The organism is Serratia sp. CY71090 (genome assembly GCF_052166845.1).
GTDB classification, from domain to species: Bacteria; Pseudomonadota; Gammaproteobacteria; order Enterobacterales; family Enterobacteriaceae; genus Serratia; species Serratia nematodiphila.
Window position 1 is genome coordinate 1 of the sequence record NZ_JBJNOA010000008.1, and the last position, 19,858, is coordinate 19,858.

At 59.4% G+C, this 19,858-nt stretch carries 20 protein-coding genes and 1 pseudogene; 12 read left to right on the forward strand and 9 right to left on the reverse strand.

Annotated elements, in window-relative coordinates; genetic code table 11:
• A pseudogene (locus ACJ8OK_RS15500) lies at positions 1-84 on the forward strand (transketolase-like TK C-terminal-containing protein); the annotation flags it as partial.
• 50 nt (positions 85-134) lie between these two features.
• Here ACJ8OK_RS15500 and nudK read toward each other — a convergent pair.
• Complete coding sequence (gene nudK / locus ACJ8OK_RS15505) at positions 135-710, reverse strand: GDP-mannose pyrophosphatase NudK (RefSeq protein WP_060560031.1); 576 nt, start codon at positions 708-710, stop codon at positions 135-137.
• A 358-nt stretch (positions 711-1,068) separates the two neighbouring features.
• On the opposite strand from nudK, the gene narQ reads away from it, so the two are divergent.
• Positions 1,069-2,745: a nitrate/nitrite two-component system sensor histidine kinase NarQ gene (narQ, locus tag ACJ8OK_RS15510; RefSeq protein WP_442530665.1), complete on the forward strand. Its 1,677-nt coding sequence runs from the start codon at positions 1,069-1,071 to the stop codon at positions 2,743-2,745.
• Positions 2,746-2,906: 161 nt separating this feature from the next.
• A complete protein-coding gene (locus ACJ8OK_RS15515) occupies positions 2,907-3,539 on the forward strand; it encodes a response regulator (RefSeq protein WP_442530666.1) in 633 nt (210 codons plus the stop codon).
• A 32-nt stretch (positions 3,540-3,571) separates the two neighbouring features.
• On the opposite strand, the gene ACJ8OK_RS15520 is transcribed toward ACJ8OK_RS15515, so the two are convergent.
• Positions 3,572-3,850 carry a winged helix-turn-helix domain-containing protein gene (locus tag ACJ8OK_RS15520; protein ID WP_004941750.1) on the reverse strand — a complete coding sequence of 93 codons (279 nt, stop codon included), beginning with the start codon at positions 3,848-3,850 and terminating at the stop codon, positions 3,572-3,574.
• A gap of 293 nt (positions 3,851-4,143) precedes the next feature.
• Between ACJ8OK_RS15520 and acrD the strand changes: the two genes are divergently transcribed.
• Positions 4,144-7,281: a multidrug efflux RND transporter permease AcrD gene (gene acrD / locus ACJ8OK_RS15525; protein ID WP_004941747.1), complete on the forward strand. Its 3,138-nt coding sequence runs from the start codon at positions 4,144-4,146 to the stop codon at positions 7,279-7,281.
• Between the two features lie 126 nt (positions 7,282-7,407).
• Here acrD and ypfM read toward each other — a convergent pair whose 3' ends face one another.
• Positions 7,408-7,467, reverse strand: a complete 60-nt coding sequence (gene ypfM, locus ACJ8OK_RS15530) for a protein YpfM (RefSeq protein WP_100396732.1) — start codon at positions 7,465-7,467, stop codon at positions 7,408-7,410.
• 216 nt (positions 7,468-7,683) lie between these two features.
• Between ypfM and ACJ8OK_RS15535 the strand changes: the two genes are divergently transcribed.
• The 7 genes from ACJ8OK_RS15535 to ACJ8OK_RS15565 all read left to right on the forward strand — a co-directional run bounded on the left by ACJ8OK_RS15535 (position 7,684) and on the right by ACJ8OK_RS15565 (position 12,317).
• Entirely contained in the window at positions 7,684-8,163 is a 480-nt protein-coding gene (locus ACJ8OK_RS15535; RefSeq protein ID WP_306403635.1) for a tetratricopeptide repeat protein, read from the forward strand.
• A 9-nt stretch (positions 8,164-8,172) separates the two neighbouring features.
• The gene (locus ACJ8OK_RS15540; RefSeq protein ID WP_033632412.1) at positions 8,173-8,604 is read left to right on the forward strand and encodes a GNAT family N-acetyltransferase; all 432 of its coding nucleotides are present in this window, start codon (positions 8,173-8,175) and stop codon (positions 8,602-8,604) included.
• A gap of 538 nt (positions 8,605-9,142) precedes the next feature.
• A complete protein-coding gene (locus ACJ8OK_RS15545) occupies positions 9,143-9,694 on the forward strand; it encodes a LuxR C-terminal-related transcriptional regulator (RefSeq protein ID WP_442530667.1) in 552 nt (183 codons plus the stop codon).
• A 253-nt stretch (positions 9,695-9,947) separates the two neighbouring features.
• A complete protein-coding gene (locus ACJ8OK_RS15550; protein ID WP_442530668.1) occupies positions 9,948-10,334 on the forward strand; it encodes an ArsC family reductase in 387 nt (128 codons plus the stop codon).
• Complete coding sequence (dapE, locus tag ACJ8OK_RS15555; protein WP_082997719.1) at positions 10,331-11,458, forward strand: succinyl-diaminopimelate desuccinylase; 1,128 nt, start codon at positions 10,331-10,333, stop codon at positions 11,456-11,458. Before ACJ8OK_RS15550 ends, dapE begins: the two co-directional genes overlap by 4 nt.
• Positions 11,455-12,129 (forward strand): M15 family metallopeptidase, encoded by a 675-nt coding sequence (locus ACJ8OK_RS15560; RefSeq protein ID WP_442530669.1) that lies wholly within the window; start codon positions 11,455-11,457, stop codon positions 12,127-12,129. Before dapE ends, ACJ8OK_RS15560 begins: the two co-directional genes overlap by 4 nt.
• A gap of 2 nt (positions 12,130-12,131) precedes the next feature.
• Positions 12,132-12,317 (forward strand): YpfN family protein, encoded by a 186-nt coding sequence (locus ACJ8OK_RS15565; protein ID WP_004941720.1) that lies wholly within the window; start codon positions 12,132-12,134, stop codon positions 12,315-12,317.
• A gap of 30 nt (positions 12,318-12,347) precedes the next feature.
• On the opposite strand, the gene ypfH is transcribed toward ACJ8OK_RS15565, so the two are convergent.
• From ypfH to dapA, 6 genes are all read right to left on the reverse strand, one after another.
• Entirely contained in the window at positions 12,348-13,037 is a 690-nt protein-coding gene (ypfH, locus tag ACJ8OK_RS15570) for an esterase (protein WP_442530670.1), read from the reverse strand.
• Positions 13,038-13,157: 120 nt separating this feature from the next.
• The gene (locus tag ACJ8OK_RS15575) at positions 13,158-15,170 is read right to left on the reverse strand and encodes a tRNA(Met) cytidine acetyltransferase TmcA (RefSeq protein WP_085058804.1); all 2,013 of its coding nucleotides are present in this window, start codon (positions 15,168-15,170) and stop codon (positions 13,158-13,160) included.
• Between the two features lie 56 nt (positions 15,171-15,226).
• Entirely contained in the window at positions 15,227-16,096 is an 870-nt protein-coding gene (gene ypfJ / locus ACJ8OK_RS15580) for a KPN_02809 family neutral zinc metallopeptidase (protein WP_033632407.1), read from the reverse strand.
• 209 nt (positions 16,097-16,305) lie between these two features.
• On the reverse strand, positions 16,306-17,019 hold the full coding sequence (gene purC, locus ACJ8OK_RS15585; protein ID WP_004941708.1) for a phosphoribosylaminoimidazolesuccinocarboxamide synthase: 714 nt from the start codon (positions 17,017-17,019) through the stop codon (positions 16,306-16,308).
• 170 nt (positions 17,020-17,189) lie between these two features.
• The gene (gene bamC / locus ACJ8OK_RS15590; protein WP_033632406.1) at positions 17,190-18,242 is read right to left on the reverse strand and encodes an outer membrane protein assembly factor BamC; all 1,053 of its coding nucleotides are present in this window, start codon (positions 18,240-18,242) and stop codon (positions 17,190-17,192) included.
• A 16-nt stretch (positions 18,243-18,258) separates the two neighbouring features.
• Positions 18,259-19,140 carry a 4-hydroxy-tetrahydrodipicolinate synthase gene (gene dapA / locus ACJ8OK_RS15595; protein WP_029988781.1) on the reverse strand — a complete coding sequence of 294 codons (882 nt, stop codon included), beginning with the start codon at positions 19,138-19,140 and terminating at the stop codon, positions 18,259-18,261.
• Between the two features lie 110 nt (positions 19,141-19,250).
• Between dapA and ACJ8OK_RS15600 the strand changes: the two genes are divergently transcribed.
• A complete protein-coding gene (locus ACJ8OK_RS15600; RefSeq protein WP_369783268.1) occupies positions 19,251-19,856 on the forward strand; it encodes a glycine cleavage system transcriptional repressor in 606 nt (201 codons plus the stop codon).
• Positions 19,857-19,858 lie beyond the last annotated feature (2 nt).

A 19,858-nucleotide genomic window follows, 5' to 3' on the forward strand; every position in this document is an offset into this window, starting at 1 on the left:
TCGGCGCCGGCGGAGCAGCTGTTCGCCGAGTTCGGCTTCACCGTGGACAACGTGGTGGCGAAGGCGCAGGCGCTGCTGAAGTAAGCGGCCTGGCGCCAGCCGATAAAAAAGCCGGTCATCATGACCGGCTTTTTTTATTCCATCACCCGATGAATCTGCAAATACTGCAGCAGCATGATGGTCTTGCCGTCTTTAATGCGGCCATCGGCGATCATCGCCACCGCTTCGCTGAACGGCAGTTCGATCACTTCGATATCTTCATCTTCAATGCCGCCGCCGGCCGCGCGCCGCTCATCGTCATGGTATTCGGCGATAAAGAAGTGCACGATCTCGGTCACGCCGCCCGGCGACATGTAGGCTTCGAAGATTTTCTTGATCTCGCCCACCTGAAAACCTGTCTCTTCCACCGCTTCGCGGCGCGCGCACTGCTCCGGCGAATCGGCGTCCAGCAGGCCGGCGCAGGCCTCGAGCAGCATGCCGCTTTCGTTGCCGTTGACATAGGTCGGCATGCGAAACTGGTTGGTCAGCACCACCGTGCCCTTGGCGCGGTTGTACAGCAAAATGGTGGCGCCGTTGCCGCGATCGTAAACCTCGCGCATCTGTTGCACCGAACCGCCGTTTTTGCGTTTCAGATCGAACGTGTACTTGTGCAGCACATACCAGTTGTCCGACAACAGCTCTTTCTTCACATTCTCAATTTTCGACGACATGACCCTTTTTCCTTGAGTTGCAACGTGAAAATCATACCGCGATTACGCTGCGCCGCAGCAGACGATTTGCAACAAAAATCACAACGCCTCTCCGGGCAAACCAGGATTAAAAATACATCGTGGGCAGACGCATAATCTGACAGACGAATCGCATCCGCAAAGACAAATCCTCAGTGGAAACCGAGCTGCAGCTGAACATCGGCGGGCATTTCGCTATTCATTTGATTACACGACGACAATTGTTCCCGTTTTGTTGACAACTTGATACAAATCGCGGTGCAATTTAGTTGCAAAAGTTATAGTTTTGCTTTCGAATGAAACTGGCGCAGCCCTCACCTGAGAGAAAAGGATTCCGTGATTGCTTGTTAAACGTTCCGTGACCGGCAGCCTGGCCAGGGCGCTGTTCGGCATCGTGATACTGTCGGTGCTCGCCACCGGGTTGGCGTTGACGACCGTCGCCGGCAGCCAGAGCGATGCCGAGGCGATCAACATTGCCGGTTCGCTGCGCATGCAAAGCTACCGCCTGGCCTTTGATCTCGATCGACAGAGCCCGGAGCTGGAGCTGCACCTGCAGCAGTACCGACAATCTTTGCAGGCGCCGGCGCTGCAAAAGCTGGCGCGCTTTTACGTCCCGGCCGAGGTGCGCAACCACTATCTGGCGCTGCAACGAACGTGGCAAGCGATGGAGCGGCAGATCCGTGACGGGCAAGCGGCCGCCTACCGGGCGGAGGTCGCCGGCTACGTCAACCGCGTCGATCATTTTGTTTCCGCTCTGCAGCGTTATTCCGAGTTGAAACTCACCCTGGTGGCCGCCGTCAGCGTGCTGGGCTACGCCGCCATCATCGGTCTGGTGCTGTTTTGCATTCGCTTTATGCGCCGCCAGGTGGTCATGCCGCTGCAGCATCTGGTCGACGCCAGCCAGCGCGTGCAACAGCGCGACTTTCGCCACCCGCAGCTGGACGTGGCGCTGCCGAACGAGCTCGGCGTGCTGTCGCAAACCTTCAGCGCCATGTCTGACGAGCTGGCCCGGCTCTATCAGTCGCTGGAGCTGAAAGTGCAGGAAAAAACCCGGCGCCTGCAGCAGGCCAACGAAACGCTGGAGGTGCTGTATCGCTGTTCACAGGCGCTGAGCGTGCGCCAGATCGATCAGCAGGCATTCGAGAATGTGCTGCGCATCGTGCGCCAAAGCGAACGACTGCGCTGCATCCGGTTGAACGTGGCGGACGATCACGGCCAGTGGCAACTGAACGAAGGAGAGCCGGCGCCGGCGCAAACCTGGAGCGCGCTGCCGATCACCCAAGGCGATAAACTGCTGGGTGAATTGCGATGGCAGCCCGAAGCGCAGCCGCCGCATCCTCACCTGATGCAGAGCCTGGCCAACATGCTGGGGCGCGGCGTCTACTTCAACCGGGCGCAAAAGCAGCACCAATATCTGCTGTTGATGGAAGAACGTGGGACCATCGCCCGCGAGCTGCACGATTCGCTGGCGCAGACGCTGTCGTTCCTGCGCATCCAGCTGACGCTGCTCCGGCGCGCCGCCGACGATCCGGCGGCGCAAACGATTGTCGACGATTTCGATCGCACGCTGGCCGATGCCTATCGCCAACTGAGAGAATTACTGGCCACCTTCCGCCTCAACATTCAGGAGGCGGATCTGAATGCCGCGCTGGAGCAACTGCTGCAGCCATTAAAGGCGCTAACCACCGCCCGGATTCAGTTACACTGTCGGCTGCCCTCGCAGGCGCTCAACGCCCAGCAGCAGGTGCACGCGCTGCAGATCGTGCGCGAGGCGGTGCTCAATGCCGTCAAGCACGCAGGAGCGAGCGAGATCGCGGTGTGTTGCGAGGTCAACGCCGCAGGCGACAACGTATTCAGCATTACCGACGACGGTTGCGGCATCGCCAGTCTGGAAGAACCGGAAGGGCATTACGGCTTGACCATCATGAGCGAACGCGCGGCGCGACTGGGAGGAACGCTGCGCATCCGGCGCAGAAGCCGCGGCGGCACGGCGGTCTGCCTGACATTCTCGCCCTGACCTTGCGGCTGTTCACTCTGCGTTACGGTTGCCGCCGGGCAGAAGGCCGCCCGGAGAGGTTTGCGGTGCAGAATGCCGCTATTTTTGAAGAGACAGTCCCACTGTGAAGCACGCCTCCGGGCGCGTTTGAGTGGCTTTACTTGCTACAGGGAGCATATTTCATGGTGATGAAGCAATACCGAGTCATGATCGTTGACGATCATCCGTTGATGCGGCGCGGCATCAAACAACTGCTGGGACTGGATGCGCGATTTGGCGTGGTGGCAGAGACCGGCAACGGCAGCGAGGCGGTTGCGCTGGCGCTGCAGCACGTGCCGGATGTGATCTTGTTGGATCTGAACATGAAGGGCATGTCCGGGCTGGATACGCTGCGGGCTCTGCGCGACGAAGGCGTGGACGCACGCATCATCGTGCTGACGGTCTCCGACGCGCGCAGCGATCTGTATGCGCTGATCGACGCCGGCGCCGACGGCTATCTGCTGAAAGACAGTGAACCGGAGCAGCTGCTGGAACACATCAGCGCCGCCGCCGAGGGGCAAAACGTGATCAGCGACGCCATGGCCGACTATTTGCTGGCGCGCAGCGAGCAGCGCGATCCCTTCACCGCCTTGACCGAACGCGAACTGGACGTCTTGCAAGAGGTGGCGCGCGGCCTGTCCAACAAACAGGTGGCGGCGCAATTGCATATCTCTGAAGAAACCGTGAAGGTGCACATCCGCAACATACTGCGCAAGCTGGACGTGCGTTCTCGCGTGGCGGCGACGGTGATGTACCTGGAGTACAAAAGCCACTGATCGCCCCGCCCCGGCCAATACGCCGGGGCCGCTTACTCGATGGCGCTGAGCAGCGCCTGATGGTGCTGATGCACCCAACTCTTGTTGAACGGCCCCCAGCTTTCCAACTGATAAAAACCGTCGTTGTTGCGCACGCCCTGCTGCACGAACTGCAGCTCGACGCCCATGCCGGGCAGCGCCTTCAGCACATCCTGCAACGTGCGGCGCGGCCAGCCGGTCAGCGCCATCAACCGCGGCACATTGGGCCGCTCACTGTGGCTGATCAGCCAGCATAAATAAAGCCGACGGGCAAATACCGGGTTAATTCCCATGCCAAGCTCCTGCTGTAAGGTGGATCCAGTTTTTATTTTTCGGCTCCCTGCGGCGAAGAAATGCGCAAGGCCTTTGATAGTAATAAAAATGTCTTAATAGCGTACAATTATCGACACCGGGGCACCCACGCCGTTTCCCGCTACCGTTATTTACACTATCTCCTTTTTTTCTCCACGCTTTCCTCGACTATCCCGAGTAAAGTGCAATAGCGCCGGAATCCTTCCCTGCCGCTGAAATGCATATTTCCGATGCGTTTTAAAGATAGAACAAGTCATAACGAGGTTCGCGCTGCATGGCCAATTTTTTTATTGATCGCCCGATTTTCGCCTGGGTGCTGGCAATTATTCTTTGCCTGACCGGGGCATTGGCGATTTTTTCTTTACCGGTAGAACAATACCCGAATTTGGCGCCGCCGAACGTGCGCATCAGCGCAACTTACCCAGGCGCCTCGGCGCAAACGCTGGAAAACACCGTTACCCAAATCATTGAGCAAAATATGACCGGCCTCGACAACATGATGTATATGTCGTCGCAGAGCACCAATACCGGCCAGGCGACCGTCACGCTGACGTTCGAAGCCGGCACCGATCCCAACGAGGCGATGCAGCAGGTGCAAAACCAGCTGCAGGCAGCGATCAAACGTTTACCGCAGGCGGTGCAGAATCAAGGGGTCACGGTCTCGAAATCCGGCGACACCACGCTGATGATGGTGGCGTTCGTCTCCACCGACAACAGTATGGACAAGCAGGACATCGCCGATTACATCGTCTCCAACCTGCAGGATCCGCTCAGCCGCATCAACGGCGTCGGCAGCATGGACGTGTATGGCTCACAATACGCCATGCGCATCTGGCTCGATCCCAACAAGCTCAACAGCTATCAGCTCACGACCCAGGACGTGGTCAAGGCCATTCAGTCGCAGAACGCCCAGGTGGCGGTCGGCCAGTTGGGCGGCACGCCGTCGGTCGATAAACAGGCGCTGAACGCCACCATCAACGCCCAGTCGCAGCTCCAGACGCCGGAACAGTTCCGCCAGATCACCCTGCGGGTCAATCAGGACGGCTCGCTGGTGACGCTGGGCAACGTCGCCACCGTCGAACTGGGCGGCGAGAACTACAACTACCTCAGCCGCTACAACGGCATGCAGGCCGCCGGCATGAACATCAAGCTGGCCTCCGGCGCCAACGAACTGCAGACCGACCAGTTGGTGAAGGACAAGATCGCCGAGCTGTCGCAATACTTCCCGCACGGGCTGGAGGCCAAAGTGGCCTATGAAACCACCCCGTTTGTCAAAGCGTCGATCAAGGACGTGGTGAAAACGCTGCTGGAGGCCATCCTGCTGGTGTTCCTGGTGATGTATCTGTTCCTGCAGAACTTCCGTGCCACGCTGATCCCCACCATCGCCGTGCCGGTGGTGCTGATGGGCACCTTCGCCATCCTCTCCGCCTGCGGCTTCAGCATCAATACCCTCACCATGTTCGCCATGGTGCTGGCGATCGGCCTGCTAGTGGACGACGCCATCGTGGTGGTGGAGAACGTCGAGCGCGTGATGAGCGAGGAAGGCTTGCCGCCGCGAGAGGCCACGCGCAAATCCATGGGGCAGATCCAGAGCGCGCTGGTCGGCATCGCCCTGGTGCTGTCGGCGGTGTTCGTGCCGATGGCGTTCTTCGGCGGCACCACCGGCGCCATCTATCGCCAGTTCTCCATCACCATCGTCTCCGCCATGGTGCTGTCGGTGCTGGTGGCGATGATCCTGACCCCGGCCCTGTGCGCGACGCTGCTTAAACCGATCGCCAAAGGGCACCATCACGGCAAGCGCGGCTTCTTCGGCTGGTTCAACCGCATGTTCAACCGCAATGCCGATCGCTATGAGCGCGGCGTGGGGCGCATTCTGCACGCCAGCGGCCGCTACATGGTGATTTATCTGCTGTTGCTCGGCGGCATGGCGCTGCTGTTCATCAAGCTGCCGACCTCGTTCCTGCCGCAGGAAGACCGCGGCATCTTCACCGTGCAGGTGCAGTTGCCGGCGGGCTCGACCCTGCAGCAGACCTCCAAAGTGGTGGAAAAGGTCGAGCGCTACTTCCTCACCGAAGAGAAACAGGACGTTTTGTCGGTGTTCGCCATCATCGGCTCCGGGCCCGGCGGCAACGGCCAAAACGTAGCGCGCCTGTTCGTGCGGCTGAAAGACTGGGATCTGCGCACCTCGGGCGCCAACAGCTCGTTCGACATCATCGATCGCGCCACGCTGGCATTCAACAAGATTAACGAAGCCCGGGTGATCGCCAGCAGCCCGCCGGCGATCACCGGTCTCGGCAACTCCTCCGGCTTCGACATGGAGTTGGAAGACCACGCCGGGCTCGGCCACGCCAAACTGATGGCGGCGCGCGATCAGCTGCTGCAGCTGGCGGCGCAAAACCCGCTGCTGTCGCGCGTGCGCCACAACGGCCTGGACGACAGCCCGCAGCTGCAAATCGATATCGATCAGCGCAAGGCTCAGGCGCTGGGCGTATCGATCGACGACATCAACAATACCCTCTCCACCGCCTGGGGCTCGACCTACGTCAACGACTTCGTCGACCGCGGCCGAGTGAAAAAAGTCTACGTGCAGGCCGCGGCGCCGTTCCGCATGCTGCCGGATGACATCAACAAATGGTATGTGCGCAACAGCGCGGGCGGCATGGTGCCGTTCTCGGCCTTCGCCAGCTCGCACTGGGAGTACGGTTCGCCACGGCTGGAGCGCTATAACGGCAGTTCGGCGCTGGAGATCGTCGGCGAGGCGGCCAACGGCGTCAGCACCGGCACCGCCATGGCGGAAATGGAAAAACTGGTCAGCCAACTGCCGACCGGTTTCGGGCTGGAATGGACGGCGATGTCCTATCAGGAACGGTTGTCCGGCTCGCAGGCGCCGGCGCTGTACGCCATCTCGCTGCTGGTGGTGTTCCTGTGCCTGGCGGCGCTGTACGAGAGTTGGTCGATACCGTTCTCGGTGATGCTGGTGGTGCCGCTGGGGGTGATCGGCGCAGTCGCCGCCACCTGGCTGCGAGGCCTGGAGAACGACGTCTATTTCCAGGTTGGCCTGTTGACCATCATTGGGCTGTCGGCGAAAAACGCCATTCTGATCGTCGAGTTCGCCAATGAGCTGAACCATAAAGGGCAGGATCTGATGTCGGCGACGCTCGACGCGTCACGCATGCGCCTGCGGCCGATCCTGATGACCTCGCTGGCGTTCATCTTCGGCGTGCTGCCGATGGCTACCAGCAGCGGCGCCGGTTCCGGCAGCCAGCATGCGGTCGGCACCGGGGTAATGGGCGGCATGATTTCCGCCACCCTGTTGGCGATTTTCTTCGTGCCATTGTTCTTTGTGCTGGTTCGCCGCCGTTTCCCGGGTAAAGCGCATCCGGCAGGCAATACGCCGGCCACCGGGGACTGATCCGCGAGATATAAAAAAAGCAGCGTCAGGTTACCGATGCTGCTTTATTTCGAACGAAAATCTCGTTCCCAAGGTGTTTCAGTGACTTTCCAATGACTCAACCTTGCCATCTGCTTCAACGCTGTGTCAGTTGCCCAACATCTCATCAATGAAGTCTTTCCAGTTTCCTAATTCACGATCAACCATAATGCTTTACAACCTCAATTATTTGACGAAGCGGATTCTACGCCTGTTTTTTGACCATGTGAAGGGAAACGGGAACGATGCCGGGCTCGGAAACCGGGCTTAGCGCACATTTTCGTATTTATCTGATCAATGTTCAGTGCAGCTATTCCCTTGTGATATCAATTTCTCCACGATAGCGTGTAAAAGGTATAAAAATACGCCAATGGAGTGTCGATCATGTCCAGCTCTTTGTCTCTCTCGCAGTTGAAAACGCAGGGCCGCTATCAGGAGGCGACCGCGCTGGCGCTAAGGCAACTGGCGGCGGAGCCGGAAGCGGCGATGCTGCACTTTCAGCTGGCCTGCCTGTATGACGTACAGGGCCTGGAGCAACAGGCCATTCCCTGCTACCTCGCGGCGTTGGCTCGCGATTTGCCGCCCGCCCAGCGCCGCGAGGCCTGGCTGGGTCTCGGCAGCACCTACCGCGCCCTGGGAGAATATTCGGCGTCGCTACGGGCTTTCGACGACGGCCTGGCCGAGTTCCCGCAGGCCAACGAGCTGATGCTGTTTCGCGCCATGGCGCTGTACAACCTGGGTGAAAATAAACGGGCCGTGACCGATCTGTTGCTGCTGCTGGCGGAAACCTCGTCAGACCCCGACATCCGCGGTTATCAACGCGCCATTCGGCACTATGCCGCCGATCTCAGTCTTATCGGTTAGAGGAAAACGATGGAAATTATCACCGACCCGAGCCGCCGCGCCATCGACTGGCAGCGGCTGTGTGAATTGCTGGAGGCCGCCGGGCTGGGCAAGCGCGATCCGCACACCTTGCGGCGCGTTTATCAACACAGCCAGTTTTGCTATTGGGGGTTTATCGGCGACGAGTTGATCGCCACTGCACATGCCATCAGCGATCTGACATCGGTCGCCTACCTGGCGGACGTGGCGATCGATCCGCGCTTTCAGGGACAAGGGCTGGGGCGCAGGTTGATGGATCGGGTGATGCAAGATCTGGCGCCGCTCGGCAAGATTTTCATCTATTCCGTGCCGGAAAAGCTCGCCTTCTATAAAAAGTACGGCTTTCACGATTTGACCACCGGCATGGTGTATGCGGACGGCGCTGCGCTGCAGCGATTGCAAAACGGTGGTTACATACGTTGATCGTTCTTCGAAAAATAATTTTTCATAAAGTCATAATTTATGTCGAAACCAATCAGAGGATTTCGCAAAGCATCAAGCTATGCCTTATCCCCTAACTTTCTTGTTTCGTCTATTATTCATGCATACCTTTATGAATAAGACTATTCTTGGGATTTTTGATGAGATATTTCCTAGGCTGTTTAATGAGATATTTCTTGGCAGTTAGACTTTTCACACAAAAAAAATCGAAATAAAGATCGAAAAAAACGATCGATGATTAATTTACGATAGGGATAATCTATGTTAATTCCTTTTAATTACCTCCCATCAATAGATGAACTCTATTCAAAAACCTCGTCTTAACCTATAAGATATTTAATTTTTTTAAAATACCCCTTATATATCAACAAAATAATTGACCGCAAAAAATTAAAAACCGCATGGGCGAATTTTAAGAATTATCACGAAAAAAAATTCAACATTGAATTATTTCAATTGTTTTTATTTTTATACTTTAAGATATCCACCGACACTAGGAATAAAAAAGGATCATAATAAAATGGAAATTGATATTTTCAGCGACTGCGCTTATACCTCCGTCGGCATCCGGCAACTCATTAACCAAACCTGGGCGGAAAAACACGCACCAGCCGGCTTTAGCCGCAGAAGGGTCTGCTTTATCGATGTCACCATCGCCAACTTTGAAGCGCGTTACCGCGATGAATATGCCAACCCCAATACCTACAAAATAGTCATTATTACCGACTGCCTGCATGAGATGGTGATTGTCGACAATAAGACCATTATATTATCAAACCTTATATCATTGAGCCGCTTCAGCCACCTGATCAGCGACTTATATAAGCGTTACAGTCACTATACCGAGCCGCCGCAACTCTCTCAGCGCGAATCGCATTTTCTCTCGGAGTGGTCGACGGGAAAATCGCTGGCCGACATCAGCAATGCCATGAATATCAGAAATAAAACCGCCAATCATTACAAATCACGAATCATGAAAAAACTCGGCGCCAGCAGGATAAAACCGCTGTTGCATATTACCCGCGTACGGTGTTTGACCGAGCGTTTAAACATAAGAATCAATAAAGAGTAGTTCTCTCTCCCCCGCGCCGCATTGGCGGCAGAACGCGTTCGCCGGCGTCTTTTAACAGCTCCGCCGGCGAAGATAGCCGTTTCATCAATTTGCCAACCTCTCTCCCTGGCGCCCAATCGTCTCTCGCGCGCATCGTTGTCTGGATCTCGCCGCCGCTTTACTGGCATTATCTCTGCTATCGCCGGGCGGCGAGAAGGCCTAAGACCGCGCCCGCCGCTCAGTATCGACTCGACGAGACAGGTAGCTTTACGCCATGGCAAATAAACCGCAACAGACAACGCTGACGATGTACGGCATCAAAAACTGCGACACCATCAAAAAAGCCCGCCGCTGGCTGGAAGATCAAGGCATAGCCTATCATTTTCACGACTACCGCGCCGACGGCCTGACCGAACAGCAACTGCGCGGTTTCGTCGCGCAACTGGGTTGGGAGCCGCTGCTCAATACCCGCGGCACCACCTGGCGCAAGCTGGATGAAGCGCAGCGCAACGCCTGTGATAACGCCGACGCCGCCATCACGCTGATGCTGGCGCAGCCGGCAATCATTAAACGTCCGCTGCTGGACGACGGCAACGGCCACGCTCTGCTCGGTTTCAACGCCGACGCTTACCAACAATTTATCGCCGAGGTTGCCGTATGACTTGCCCGGTTATCGAACTGGCCCAGCAGTTGATCAAACGCCCTTCCCTCAGCCCGAATGACGAAGGCTGCCAGCAACTGATGATCGAACGCCTGCAGGCGATCGGCTTCACCGTTGAAGCCATGAACTTCGAAGACACCCAAAACTTCTGGGCCTGGCGCGGCGAAGGGCAAACTCTGGCGTTTGCCGGGCACACCGACGTAGTGCCGACCGGCGATGAAAAACGCTGGGACAACCCGCCGTTTGAACCGGCAATCCGCGACGGCATGCTGTATGGCCGCGGCGCGGCGGACATGAAAGGCTCGTTGGCCGCGATGGTGGTGGCCGCGGAACGCTTTGTCGCCGCCAACCCGAATCACCGGGGCCGCCTGGCATTTCTGATCACTTCGGATGAAGAAGCCAGCGCCACCCACGGCACGGTTAAAGTGGTCGAAGCGCTGATGGCGCGCAACGAGCGGCTGGATTACTGCCTGGTCGGCGAGCCGTCCAGCACCGAACGCGTCGGCGACGTGGTGAAAAACGGCCGTCGCGGCTCCATCACCGCCAACCTGCATATCCACGGCGTACAGGGGCACGTCGCCTATCCGCATCTGGCGGACAACCCGGTGCACCGCGCCATGCCGGCGCTGAATGAACTGGTGGCGATCGAATGGGATCGCGGCAACGAGTTCTTCCCACCGACCAGCATGCAGATCGCCAACGTGCAGGCCGGCACCGGCAGCAACAACGTGATCCCGGGCGATCTCTACGTGCAGTTCAACTTCCGGTTCAGCACCGAACTCACCGACGCGATGATCAAGCAGCGCGTGGAAGAGCTGCTGGAACGCCACCAGTTGAATTACAGCATCGAATGGCGGCTGTCCGGTCAACCGTTCCTCACCTCGCGCGGCGCGCTGGTGGATGCGGTGGTCAACGCCGTCGAGCACTATTCTGAATTGACGCCGCAGCTGCTGACCACCGGCGGCACCTCCGACGGCCGCTTCATCGCGCAGATGGGCGCGCAGGTGGTGGAACTGGGGCCGGTCAACGCCACCATCCACAAGGTCAACGAATGTGTCAACGCCGCGGATCTGCAGCTGCTGAGCCGCATGTATCAACGCATCATGGAGCAATTGGTCGCATGATCACCGCAGAAATGCTCACCGGCCGTTCGACCGAACACCTGGCGCCGCTGAGCGGCAACCATCGGCTGCAGCCGCAGGCGGTCAATGCCTTCCTGGCGATGCAGCAGGCCGCGCGTGAAGCCGGATTCGATCTCCAGCCCGCCAGCACCTTCCGCGACTTCGACCGCCAGTTGGCGATTTGGAATGGCAAATTCTGCGGCCAGCGGCCAGTATTAGATAAGGACAGTCAACCGATCGACGTCGCGCCGCTGTCCGCCGCCGAGCGCTGTGAGGCGATCCTGCGCTGGTCAGCCCTGCCTGGCGCCAGCCGCCATCACTGGGGCAGCGATTTGGACGTGTACGATCCGTCGCTGTTGCCGGAAGGGCAAAAGCTGCAGCTGGAGCCGTGGGAATATGAAGAAGGCGGTTACTTTGCGCCGCTCAACCAGTGGCTGACGGCGCATATGGCCGAGTTCGGTTTCTATCGCCCCTTTACCGAAGACAGCGGCGGCGTGGCGGTGGAGCCGTGGCATCTGAGCTACCGGCCGCTGGCGCAAGAGGCTGAACATTTGCTGACCCCGGCGCTGTTGCTGGCGGCCTGGCAAGACAAGGAGGTCGCCGGTTTCGAATGGCTCGAACGCCATCTGCCCTCGATTTTTTCGCGTTTTATACGCAGTGAAGGAAAGGAGTAGCTATGCAATGGTTAGCTGATTACTGGTGGATTATTCTGCTGGTTCTGGTGGGGATGGTCGTCAGCGGCATCAAGGAACTGCGCCGCGTCGACGTGAAAAGCTATCTGGCCAACAAGCCGGAGATACCGCCGCACCGCGACAACAACGCCCAGTGGGATGACGAAGACGACTGGCCGAAAAAGAAATGACATCAGGGCGCTCATCGGCGCCCTGAGTTTTTAGCGAAAGGCGATCAGCTCGCCGCGCTTGCCGGACAATGCCTCGTCCCAGTAGCGCTGCGGCACGTAATAATGCAGCCTTTCCAGCGCGGCGTTCATCATGCCCTGGTTGATCGCATGCCCGACGTTCTCTTCCACGTCGAGCGTGAAATCCACGCCGCTGGCCCGTAACGCTTCTGCCGCTGCATGAGCATGTTGCACCGCGATCACCGCGTCCTCTTCACCGTGGATCAAATGCACCACGCTGTCGCCGAAAGCCTGCTCAGGCAGCTCGGCGAAACGCCCGCTGAACGCCACCACACGCCCGGCCAGCCGGGTTTCCGCTTTTAACGCCTCAAGCGCCATGATCGCCCCCTGCGAGAACCCCACCAGAGCAGTGCCGGCATAGCCCACGCCGCTCAGCTGCTGCCAATGACGCACCACGGCCACAAACTGCGGCATCACGTCTGAGATGCGGGCCGCGCGGTTCTCTTCGGTCACGTCCTGTACCGAAAACCACTGGCGCCCGGCGCCGTTGCCAAACGCTTCGGGGCCACCAATGCTCACCACCTGTGCCTGAGGAAAGTCTTTGGCGAAGTAACTGCCGCTCTCCCCCATCGCCACCGGGTTGTCGCCGACACCGTGAAACAGCAAGATCAGCTGAGCCGCCGGGGTCGCCGGGCTTTGGACAACGAAATGCTCATGTTTCATCGATGACTCCTTAATAGTAACCAAACCTGGTGCGGCGACAGTCGCCGCCGCACCGCTGACAGTGACTATACGCCGTTGAGAAATCGGGAAAATCGGGTTTTATTGAGCGAGTTATTCAATTTATTGCAACGACTGCGCCCAGTCGCGCCAGTAGCGGCAGTGTTGCGCATTCAACTGTTCCAGCGCCTGCGCCGTTTCGTGCCGCCAGTGGCGCAGCAAGGCTTTTTGGCCGCTTACGCCCGCCTGCTCCACGCAGGCCGCCGGGGATTGCCGCCGTTGCAGATGGCCGCGCAGCGCCGGCAGCGGCAGACTGCTGGCCAACAGCAAACGCTGCAATGCCCCCAGGCTGGCCTCCAGTGGCCGATGGGCGAAAGCGAACCCGGCCAGTTCGCGCCAGTCCTCTTCGCCGAGCGACGTGTCGCCGTCATCGCCCGGGATCGCCAGCGTAAGCTCGATACGCTGCCGCAGCCAGGGCCAGTCGCGCGCCAGGTGCTTGTGCGCCGCGTGCCGCAGCGCCTCCCCTTGCTCGCTCAGGGGCAAGATAGCCATCGCGGTATAACAGCCGCTGCTGGCCTCCGGCTTGCTGCCGATGCGCACCAGCTCGAAACCGCAGGATTGCCAAAAGCGCCACAGCGGCTCGGTATAGCCGAAGCTGACCGACAGGAAATCCAGCCCCTGCGCCTGGCGGCGTTGCCGCTCGACCAGCTGACGCGCGATACCCCGCCGCCGCAACGTCGGCAGCGTCGCGATGCGGGTAATGCGCCGTGACCGCAGCGTCGGCGCCCACCACTGGCCGCCATGCGCCGCCAGCGACTGCGCCACCAGGTTGCCGCGCGGCCGGCGGCGGCCGGCCCACACGTCGTGCGCCAACTCGGCGCTCAACCCGCCTTCTTCCGCCAGCCACACGGCGCCGACCACCTCCTGTCCGGCCTGCGCCAGCCCGAAATGCATGCCGGGCGCGTCCATCAGCCGGCGTAAGTCCAGCGGCGAGGTGCGGTAATGCGCGCTGCTCAGCAGAGCATAGAAACGCGCCAGCCGCTGCGGATCGGCGCACAGTTCACGCTGCTCCGCCTGGCTGTAATCGATCGCCTGACCATCCACCGGCCAGGCGGGCAGCTCGTTGAACAACAGCGCATTGTCCGTGACCCGTTCCAACGCATCGCCCTGCGCCCAGCGCATCGGCTGTTGCAGACTCAACGCCTGATAGGACGGCAGCCCGGCGCAAAACTTCAGCAGAAAACCGCGGCCGGTGCCTTCATAGCCCTGCACCGTGGTGGTCAGCAACACGCGCGGGAAATAGCCGATCAGCTGTTGCAACAGCGGCGCGGGGATCGCCGCCGCTTCATCCACCAGCAGCCAGCCCACGTCACTGACGTCCCCCTCCCGGCACTGCGCCAGCAAGGCATCGGGCGCCCAAAACTGTGCGCGCCCCTGCGCCCATTCCCCGGCCACCTCTGTGGCGGCGCGGCTCGGCCCGGTGATCCAGCAGGTCAGCGGCGACTGCGCCATCAGCATGCCGGCCAGCGTCGATTTGCCGCGGCCGCGGGCGGCGGTCAGCACCCACACGCCGGACTCGGCCTGCAACAACGCCGTCAAGATCGCCTGTTGTTCCTCGGTCGGCCCGCCATCCGGCGGCTGCCACCCCTCACGCGCCGGCAGCGCGGCCAACGTCAGGGGCTCATCCTGCCGCCAGACAGTCACTTCGCTGTCGTCGGCCAAATGATGCTGCAGATGATGAATGAAATGCGGCGTGGTGATCGGCTGCGGACAATCACTCCAGCGCAGGCTGTCGCCGTCCGGCAACTGAGGCCATTGCCGCCAGGGCGGCGTCAACAGCAGCAGCCAGCTGCCGGCGCGCAATGCGCCGCACAGCGCCGCCAACGCCTCCACGTCCAGCGAGTGACCGGCATCGAACACCGCGTGCAGCCGCTCCTGCCCCAGCAATTGGCGCACCGCGCGGCTCGGCAAAGCCGTCAGGCCGGGCGGCGGGTTTTCCCCCACCCACGGCCAGTCGCCCGGCAGCGCCGCCGCCAGCCGCTGCGCCTGTTCGCGGCACCACTCGGGTTCACCGCTGAGCACCAGCAGGCGCCGGATGCCCTGCCGCCGCATGAGTTGTTGCGCTGCCTGTAGCATAAGGCTGTATCTCAATCCGAAAAAAATGCCGGAGTCAGGCTCCGGCACTTGAGGCGTTAACGGGATGCAAAGGTGTTGCAGGTATTGGGATCGCCGCTGTCGAAGCCCTGTTTAAACCAGGTGTAGCGCTGCTGCGAAGTGCCGTGGGTGAAGCTGTCCGGCACAACGCGGCCCTGGCTCTGCTGCTGCAACCGATCGTCGCCAATCGCCTGCGCGGCATTCAGCGCCGCCTGCAGGTCGCCCTCTTCCAACATCTGCTGCTTCTCGGCGTATTTACCCCACACGCCGGCGAAGCAGTCCGCCTGCAGCTCCATTTTCACCGACAGGCGGTTCACTTCCGCCTGGCTGGCGCCTTGCTGCATCTGGCGCACCTTCGGCTCGATGCCCAGCAGGTTCTGCACGTGGTGGCCGACTTCGTGCGCCACCACATAGGCCTGAGCGAAATCACCGCCGGCGCCCAGCTTGGTCTTCATGTCCTGATAGAAAGACAGATCGATATACACCGTTCTGTCGCCCGGGCAGTAGAACGGCCCCATCGCCGCCTGACCGGTGCCGCAGCTGGTGCGCGTTACGCCGCGATACATCACCAGCTTCGGCGGTTGGTAGGTTTTGCCCATACGCTGGAAAATCTCTTTCCAGTTATCTTCGGTCGAGGCCAGCACCACCGAAGTGAATTTGGCCAGCTCATCGTCTTTCGGACTGATGTTGGCGCTCTGTTGTTGACCCTGCGGTGCGACGTTACCGCCATTCAACAGCGGCGACAGATCGATGCCGTAATAACCGGCCACCAGCACCACCACCAGAATGACGATGCCGCCCTTGCCACCCACCGGCACGCGGAAACCGCCGCCACCGCCGCCCAAACCTGAAGACTGCCCGCGACGATCCTCAACATTGTCACTTTCCCGACGCCCTTGCCAACGCATAAATACACTCCAGATATTTCCCCTGCTCGTTGAAGTTGCGCCGCGATCGTAAGCGCAAAGGCAGCTTCAAGCCTGAGTGGGATAGGTTTTAGTCATCTCACATCCATCATTATAAATGGTCTGCCGCGGAGGAAATGTAGAAATTTTCTGGAAAAACGCAGAATAGCGGGACGATCCGGCCGGATCGCCCCGAATGGCGGTGCCGACGCTTAGTCGAGTTTCACGCCGATGCGGCGCGCCACTTCTTCGTAGGCTTCGATCAGGCCGCCCAGGCTTTGACGGAAACGGTCTTTGTCCATCTTGTCCAGGGTGTTTTTGTCCCACAGGCGGCTGCCGTCCGGCGAGAACTCATCGCCCAGCACCACTTCACCGTTGAACAGACCGAACTCCAGTTTGAAGTCGACCAGGATCAGGCCGGCGTCGTCGAACAGCTGGGTCAACACGTCGTTGGCGCGGTAGCTCAGCTCGCGCATGCGCGCCAGATGCTCTTTGCTCACCCAGCCAAAGGTTTCGCAGTAGGATTCGTTCACCATCGGATCGTGCATGGCGTCGTTTTTCAGGAACAGATCGAACAGCGGCGGGTTCAGCACCAGACCTTCTTCAATGCCCAGACGCTTCACCAGCGAACCGGCGGCGCGGTTGCGGATCACGCACTCCACCGGCACCATGTCCAATTTCTTCACCAGCACTTCGTTGTCGGACAGCAGACGCTCCATCTGGGTCGGGATGCCGGCTTCTTCCAGTTTGCTCATGATGAAATGGTTAAACTTGTTGTTCACCATGCCTTTGCGATCGAACTGCTCAATGCGCTGACCATCCAGTGCTGACGTATCGTTGCGGAACTCCAACACCAACAGATCGGGATTCTCGGTGGTGTAAACGGTTTTTGCCTTTCCGCGATACAGCTCAGCTAGCTTTTGCATCTTACTTACTCCAGTGATGTATCCCCGTTGTCTCCCGAGCGCGGCCCGAAATTAGGGGGTATAGAATTGACCTAATGAATTCTTTGGCGTGCCGGACACTATTGTGCCAAACCTGCGACGCAAACGATACCGTATAGACAAAACAAAAAGGGGCCGAAGCCCCTTTTTGATTAGTTAACGCTGGTTTTGCTGAAGGCAGACTGGAATGCCGCCACCAGTGCGTCGTTTTTCGACTGGGTGAGCGGTTTGCCTTTCGGATCGATGAATTGCAGGCTGGTGCGGTTGTTGAGATCGCCGACCTGCAGCTTGTAATCCCCTTCCGCCAGCTCAGGATCCTTGACGCCCAACGCATCCCAATCGCTGCTGCTCAGGGACTTGTAGGTCACGGCGACGGTGCCCTGCGGACGGCTGCGGTCACCCACTTTCATCCCCAGTTTTTCGAGCGCCGGCGGCAGGCGATCCCACACGACGGTGTACGGGCCGCGCACCACCAGCATCGGCAGGCCGGTATCATCGGCACCGCTCTGCACGTCCAGCGCGCCGAAACGGCTGGCCGTCTGGGAGCTCGCCAGGTTATCCTGCTTGTCCAGACCTTCGATCAGGGTGTTGATCATCATGCCGTTGTAGCGCTGGATCTCAGACTGATCGGTCACCTGTTCGGTCTTGCCCTGCTGCTGCAGGCCAACGCTTTTCACCACCAGCGCCTGCTGGTAGCCCTGCTGCTGCACGCTGATCTGATAACGGCCTTCGTACTGGTTGTCTTCGTCCAGACGGTTCCACTTCACCCAGTCGGTGGTCAGGGTTTGACCGGCGTCCTGACGGGAAGCGATCGCGATGTTCTTCGCCTGCAGCAGGCTGACCACGCGCGACCACAGGTTCTGGTTCTGCGGGCTGTTTTCCAGCAGCAGCGTGCCGCTGTCGCCGGCGTATTGCGCGCGTGAACCGCTCAGCAGCGCCAACGGCTGCACCGGCGGACGAATGTCCAGCTGCTTGCCGACGTTGCCTTGCACCGTTGTGGCCGGCACGTCATAGTTGCCGCTCTGCACCGGCAGGATCATGCCGGACGGCGCGTTCAGCGCCTTGAGCGGAGCCGCGTCGAGGTAGGCCTCGTCGCCGCTGACCTGGCGCTTGTAGCGCTGATCGCTGCTGCAGGCTGCCAGCATCATCACCAATGAGATGCCCACTACTTTTGCTACCGTCGACTTTTGCAATGAATAAGCCATCAAATTTCCCTTAGAGTTACAGCAAACCGACGCTTTTCAGCGCGCGCTCCACCACCGGGCGGGCGGCTTCGCTCAACGGCGTCATCGGCAGACGCAGCGTATCGGTTGCCATCAATCCCAACGCCTTACAGGCCCACTTCACCGGAATTGGGTTTGCTTCTACAAATAGATCCTGATGCAACGGCATCAAGCGCTGATTTAAGCGGCGCGCTTCGGCAAATTTGCCCTGCGCCGCCAGCGCGCAAAGTTGCGCCATCTCGCGCGCGGCCACGTTGGCCGTCACGGAAATCACCCCTTTGCCGCCCAGTTGCATGAAGTCCAGCCCGCTGGCGTCGTCGCCGCTCAGCAAAATGAAATCTTCATCGTCAACCAGCACTTGGATCTGACTAACGCGACTTAAGTTCCCCGTCGCTTCTTTTACAGCAACAATATTCTTGATTTTCGCCAGCCGAGCGATGGTCGGCGGCAGCATGTCGCAGCCGGTGCGCGAAGGCACGTTATACAGGATCTGCGGCAGTTCGGTGCTCTCGGCGATCGCCTTGAAGTGCTGATACAGCCCTTCCTGCGTCGGCTTATTGTAGTACGGCGTTACCGTCAGGCAGCCCACCACGCCGGTGTTGGCGAAGCGGGTGGTGAGCGCGATGGCTTCGGCGGTGGCGTTGGCGCCGGTGCCGGCGATCACCGGAATGCGGCCGTCGGCCAACTCCAGCGTCTGCAGCACCACGTCAACGTGCTCGTCATGGGCAAGCGTTGCGGACTCGCCGGTGGTCCCTACGGAAACGATCGCCGCGGTGCCACTGGCTACATGATAATCGATCAATTTTTTCAGGCTCGCGCGATCGACAGCACCTTTGTCGTCCATCGGCGTAACCAGTGCAACAATACTTCCCGTAAACATTGGCCGTCCCCTCCACAAACAAGTCACTCATGGTACTTTTGCTGCCTATCCAAAAGCAAGCGCACAACCGCGTTGTAAGCGCTTGGCAGGCGGTTTTTTTTATGTTTACCATGGTAACCCCATTAAGCACGACAGGAAGCGCTATTTTGCCTCAGTCAGACGAACACTATCTCGTGATTACCGCGCTCGGCGCCGACCGCCCCGGAATCGTCAATACCATCACCCGCCACGTCAGCAGTTGCGGATGCAATATCGAAGATAGCCGTCTGGCCATGCTGGGAGAGGAGTTCACGTTCATCATGCTGCTGTCCGGCAGTTGGAACGCCATCACCCTGATCGAATCCACCCTGCCGCAAAAAGGCGCGGAGCTGGATCTGCTGATCGTGATGAAGCGCACAAACTCGCACGAAAGGCCGCCGATGCCGGCCACGGTGTGGGTGCAGGTGGAAGTGAAGGACTCGCCGCACATCATCGAACGCTTTACCGATCTGTTCGACTCCAGCCAGATGAATATCGCCGAACTGGTCTCGCGCACACAGCCGGCGGACGGCGACCTGCCGCCGCAGCTGTATATCCAAATTACCGCCCACAGCTCCGGCGATCGGGACGCCTCAAATATTGAGCAAGCCTTCCATCGCCTATGTACAGAATTGAACGCGCAAGGCAGTATTAGCGTGGTGAACTATCCACAGCATGACGAGAAAGATGGAGAGTAGTG

What these genes read in the sequence shown, in the direction of transcription:
- nudK (WP_060560031.1), bottom strand. Translation starts at nt 710, where the DNA reads ATGTCGTCGAAAATTGAGAATGTGAAGAAAGAGCTGTTGTCGGACAAC.
- ACJ8OK_RS15515 (WP_442530666.1), top strand. Translation starts at nt 2,907, where the DNA reads ATGGTGATGAAGCAATACCGAGTCATGATCGTTGACGATCATCCGTTG.
- ACJ8OK_RS15520 (WP_004941750.1), bottom strand. Translation starts at nt 3,850, where the DNA reads ATGGGAATTAACCCGGTATTTGCCCGTCGGCTTTATTTATGCTGGCTG.
- acrD (WP_004941747.1), top strand. Translation starts at nt 4,144, where the DNA reads ATGGCCAATTTTTTTATTGATCGCCCGATTTTCGCCTGGGTGCTGGCA.
- ACJ8OK_RS15535 (WP_306403635.1), top strand. Translation starts at nt 7,684, where the DNA reads ATGTCCAGCTCTTTGTCTCTCTCGCAGTTGAAAACGCAGGGCCGCTAT.
- ACJ8OK_RS15540 (WP_033632412.1), top strand. Translation starts at nt 8,173, where the DNA reads ATGGAAATTATCACCGACCCGAGCCGCCGCGCCATCGACTGGCAGCGG.
- ACJ8OK_RS15545 (WP_442530667.1), top strand. Translation starts at nt 9,143, where the DNA reads ATGGAAATTGATATTTTCAGCGACTGCGCTTATACCTCCGTCGGCATC.
- ACJ8OK_RS15550 (WP_442530668.1), top strand. Translation starts at nt 9,948, where the DNA reads ATGGCAAATAAACCGCAACAGACAACGCTGACGATGTACGGCATCAAA.
- dapE (WP_082997719.1), top strand. Translation starts at nt 10,331, where the DNA reads ATGACTTGCCCGGTTATCGAACTGGCCCAGCAGTTGATCAAACGCCCT.
- ACJ8OK_RS15560 (WP_442530669.1), top strand. Translation starts at nt 11,455, where the DNA reads ATGATCACCGCAGAAATGCTCACCGGCCGTTCGACCGAACACCTGGCG.
- ACJ8OK_RS15565 (WP_004941720.1), top strand. Translation starts at nt 12,132, where the DNA reads ATGCAATGGTTAGCTGATTACTGGTGGATTATTCTGCTGGTTCTGGTG.
- ypfH (WP_442530670.1), bottom strand. Translation starts at nt 13,037, where the DNA reads ATGAAACATGAGCATTTCGTTGTCCAAAGCCCGGCGACCCCGGCGGCT.
- ACJ8OK_RS15575 (WP_085058804.1), bottom strand. Translation starts at nt 15,170, where the DNA reads ATGCTACAGGCAGCGCAACAACTCATGCGGCGGCAGGGCATCCGGCGC.
- ypfJ (WP_033632407.1), bottom strand. Translation starts at nt 16,096, where the DNA reads ATGCGTTGGCAAGGGCGTCGGGAAAGTGACAATGTTGAGGATCGTCGC.
- purC (WP_004941708.1), bottom strand. Translation starts at nt 17,019, where the DNA reads ATGCAAAAGCTAGCTGAGCTGTATCGCGGAAAGGCAAAAACCGTTTAC.
- bamC (WP_033632406.1), bottom strand. Translation starts at nt 18,242, where the DNA reads ATGGCTTATTCATTGCAAAAGTCGACGGTAGCAAAAGTAGTGGGCATC.
- dapA (WP_029988781.1), bottom strand. Translation starts at nt 19,140, where the DNA reads ATGTTTACGGGAAGTATTGTTGCACTGGTTACGCCGATGGACGACAAA.
- ACJ8OK_RS15600 (WP_369783268.1), top strand. Translation starts at nt 19,251, where the DNA reads ATGGTAACCCCATTAAGCACGACAGGAAGCGCTATTTTGCCTCAGTCA.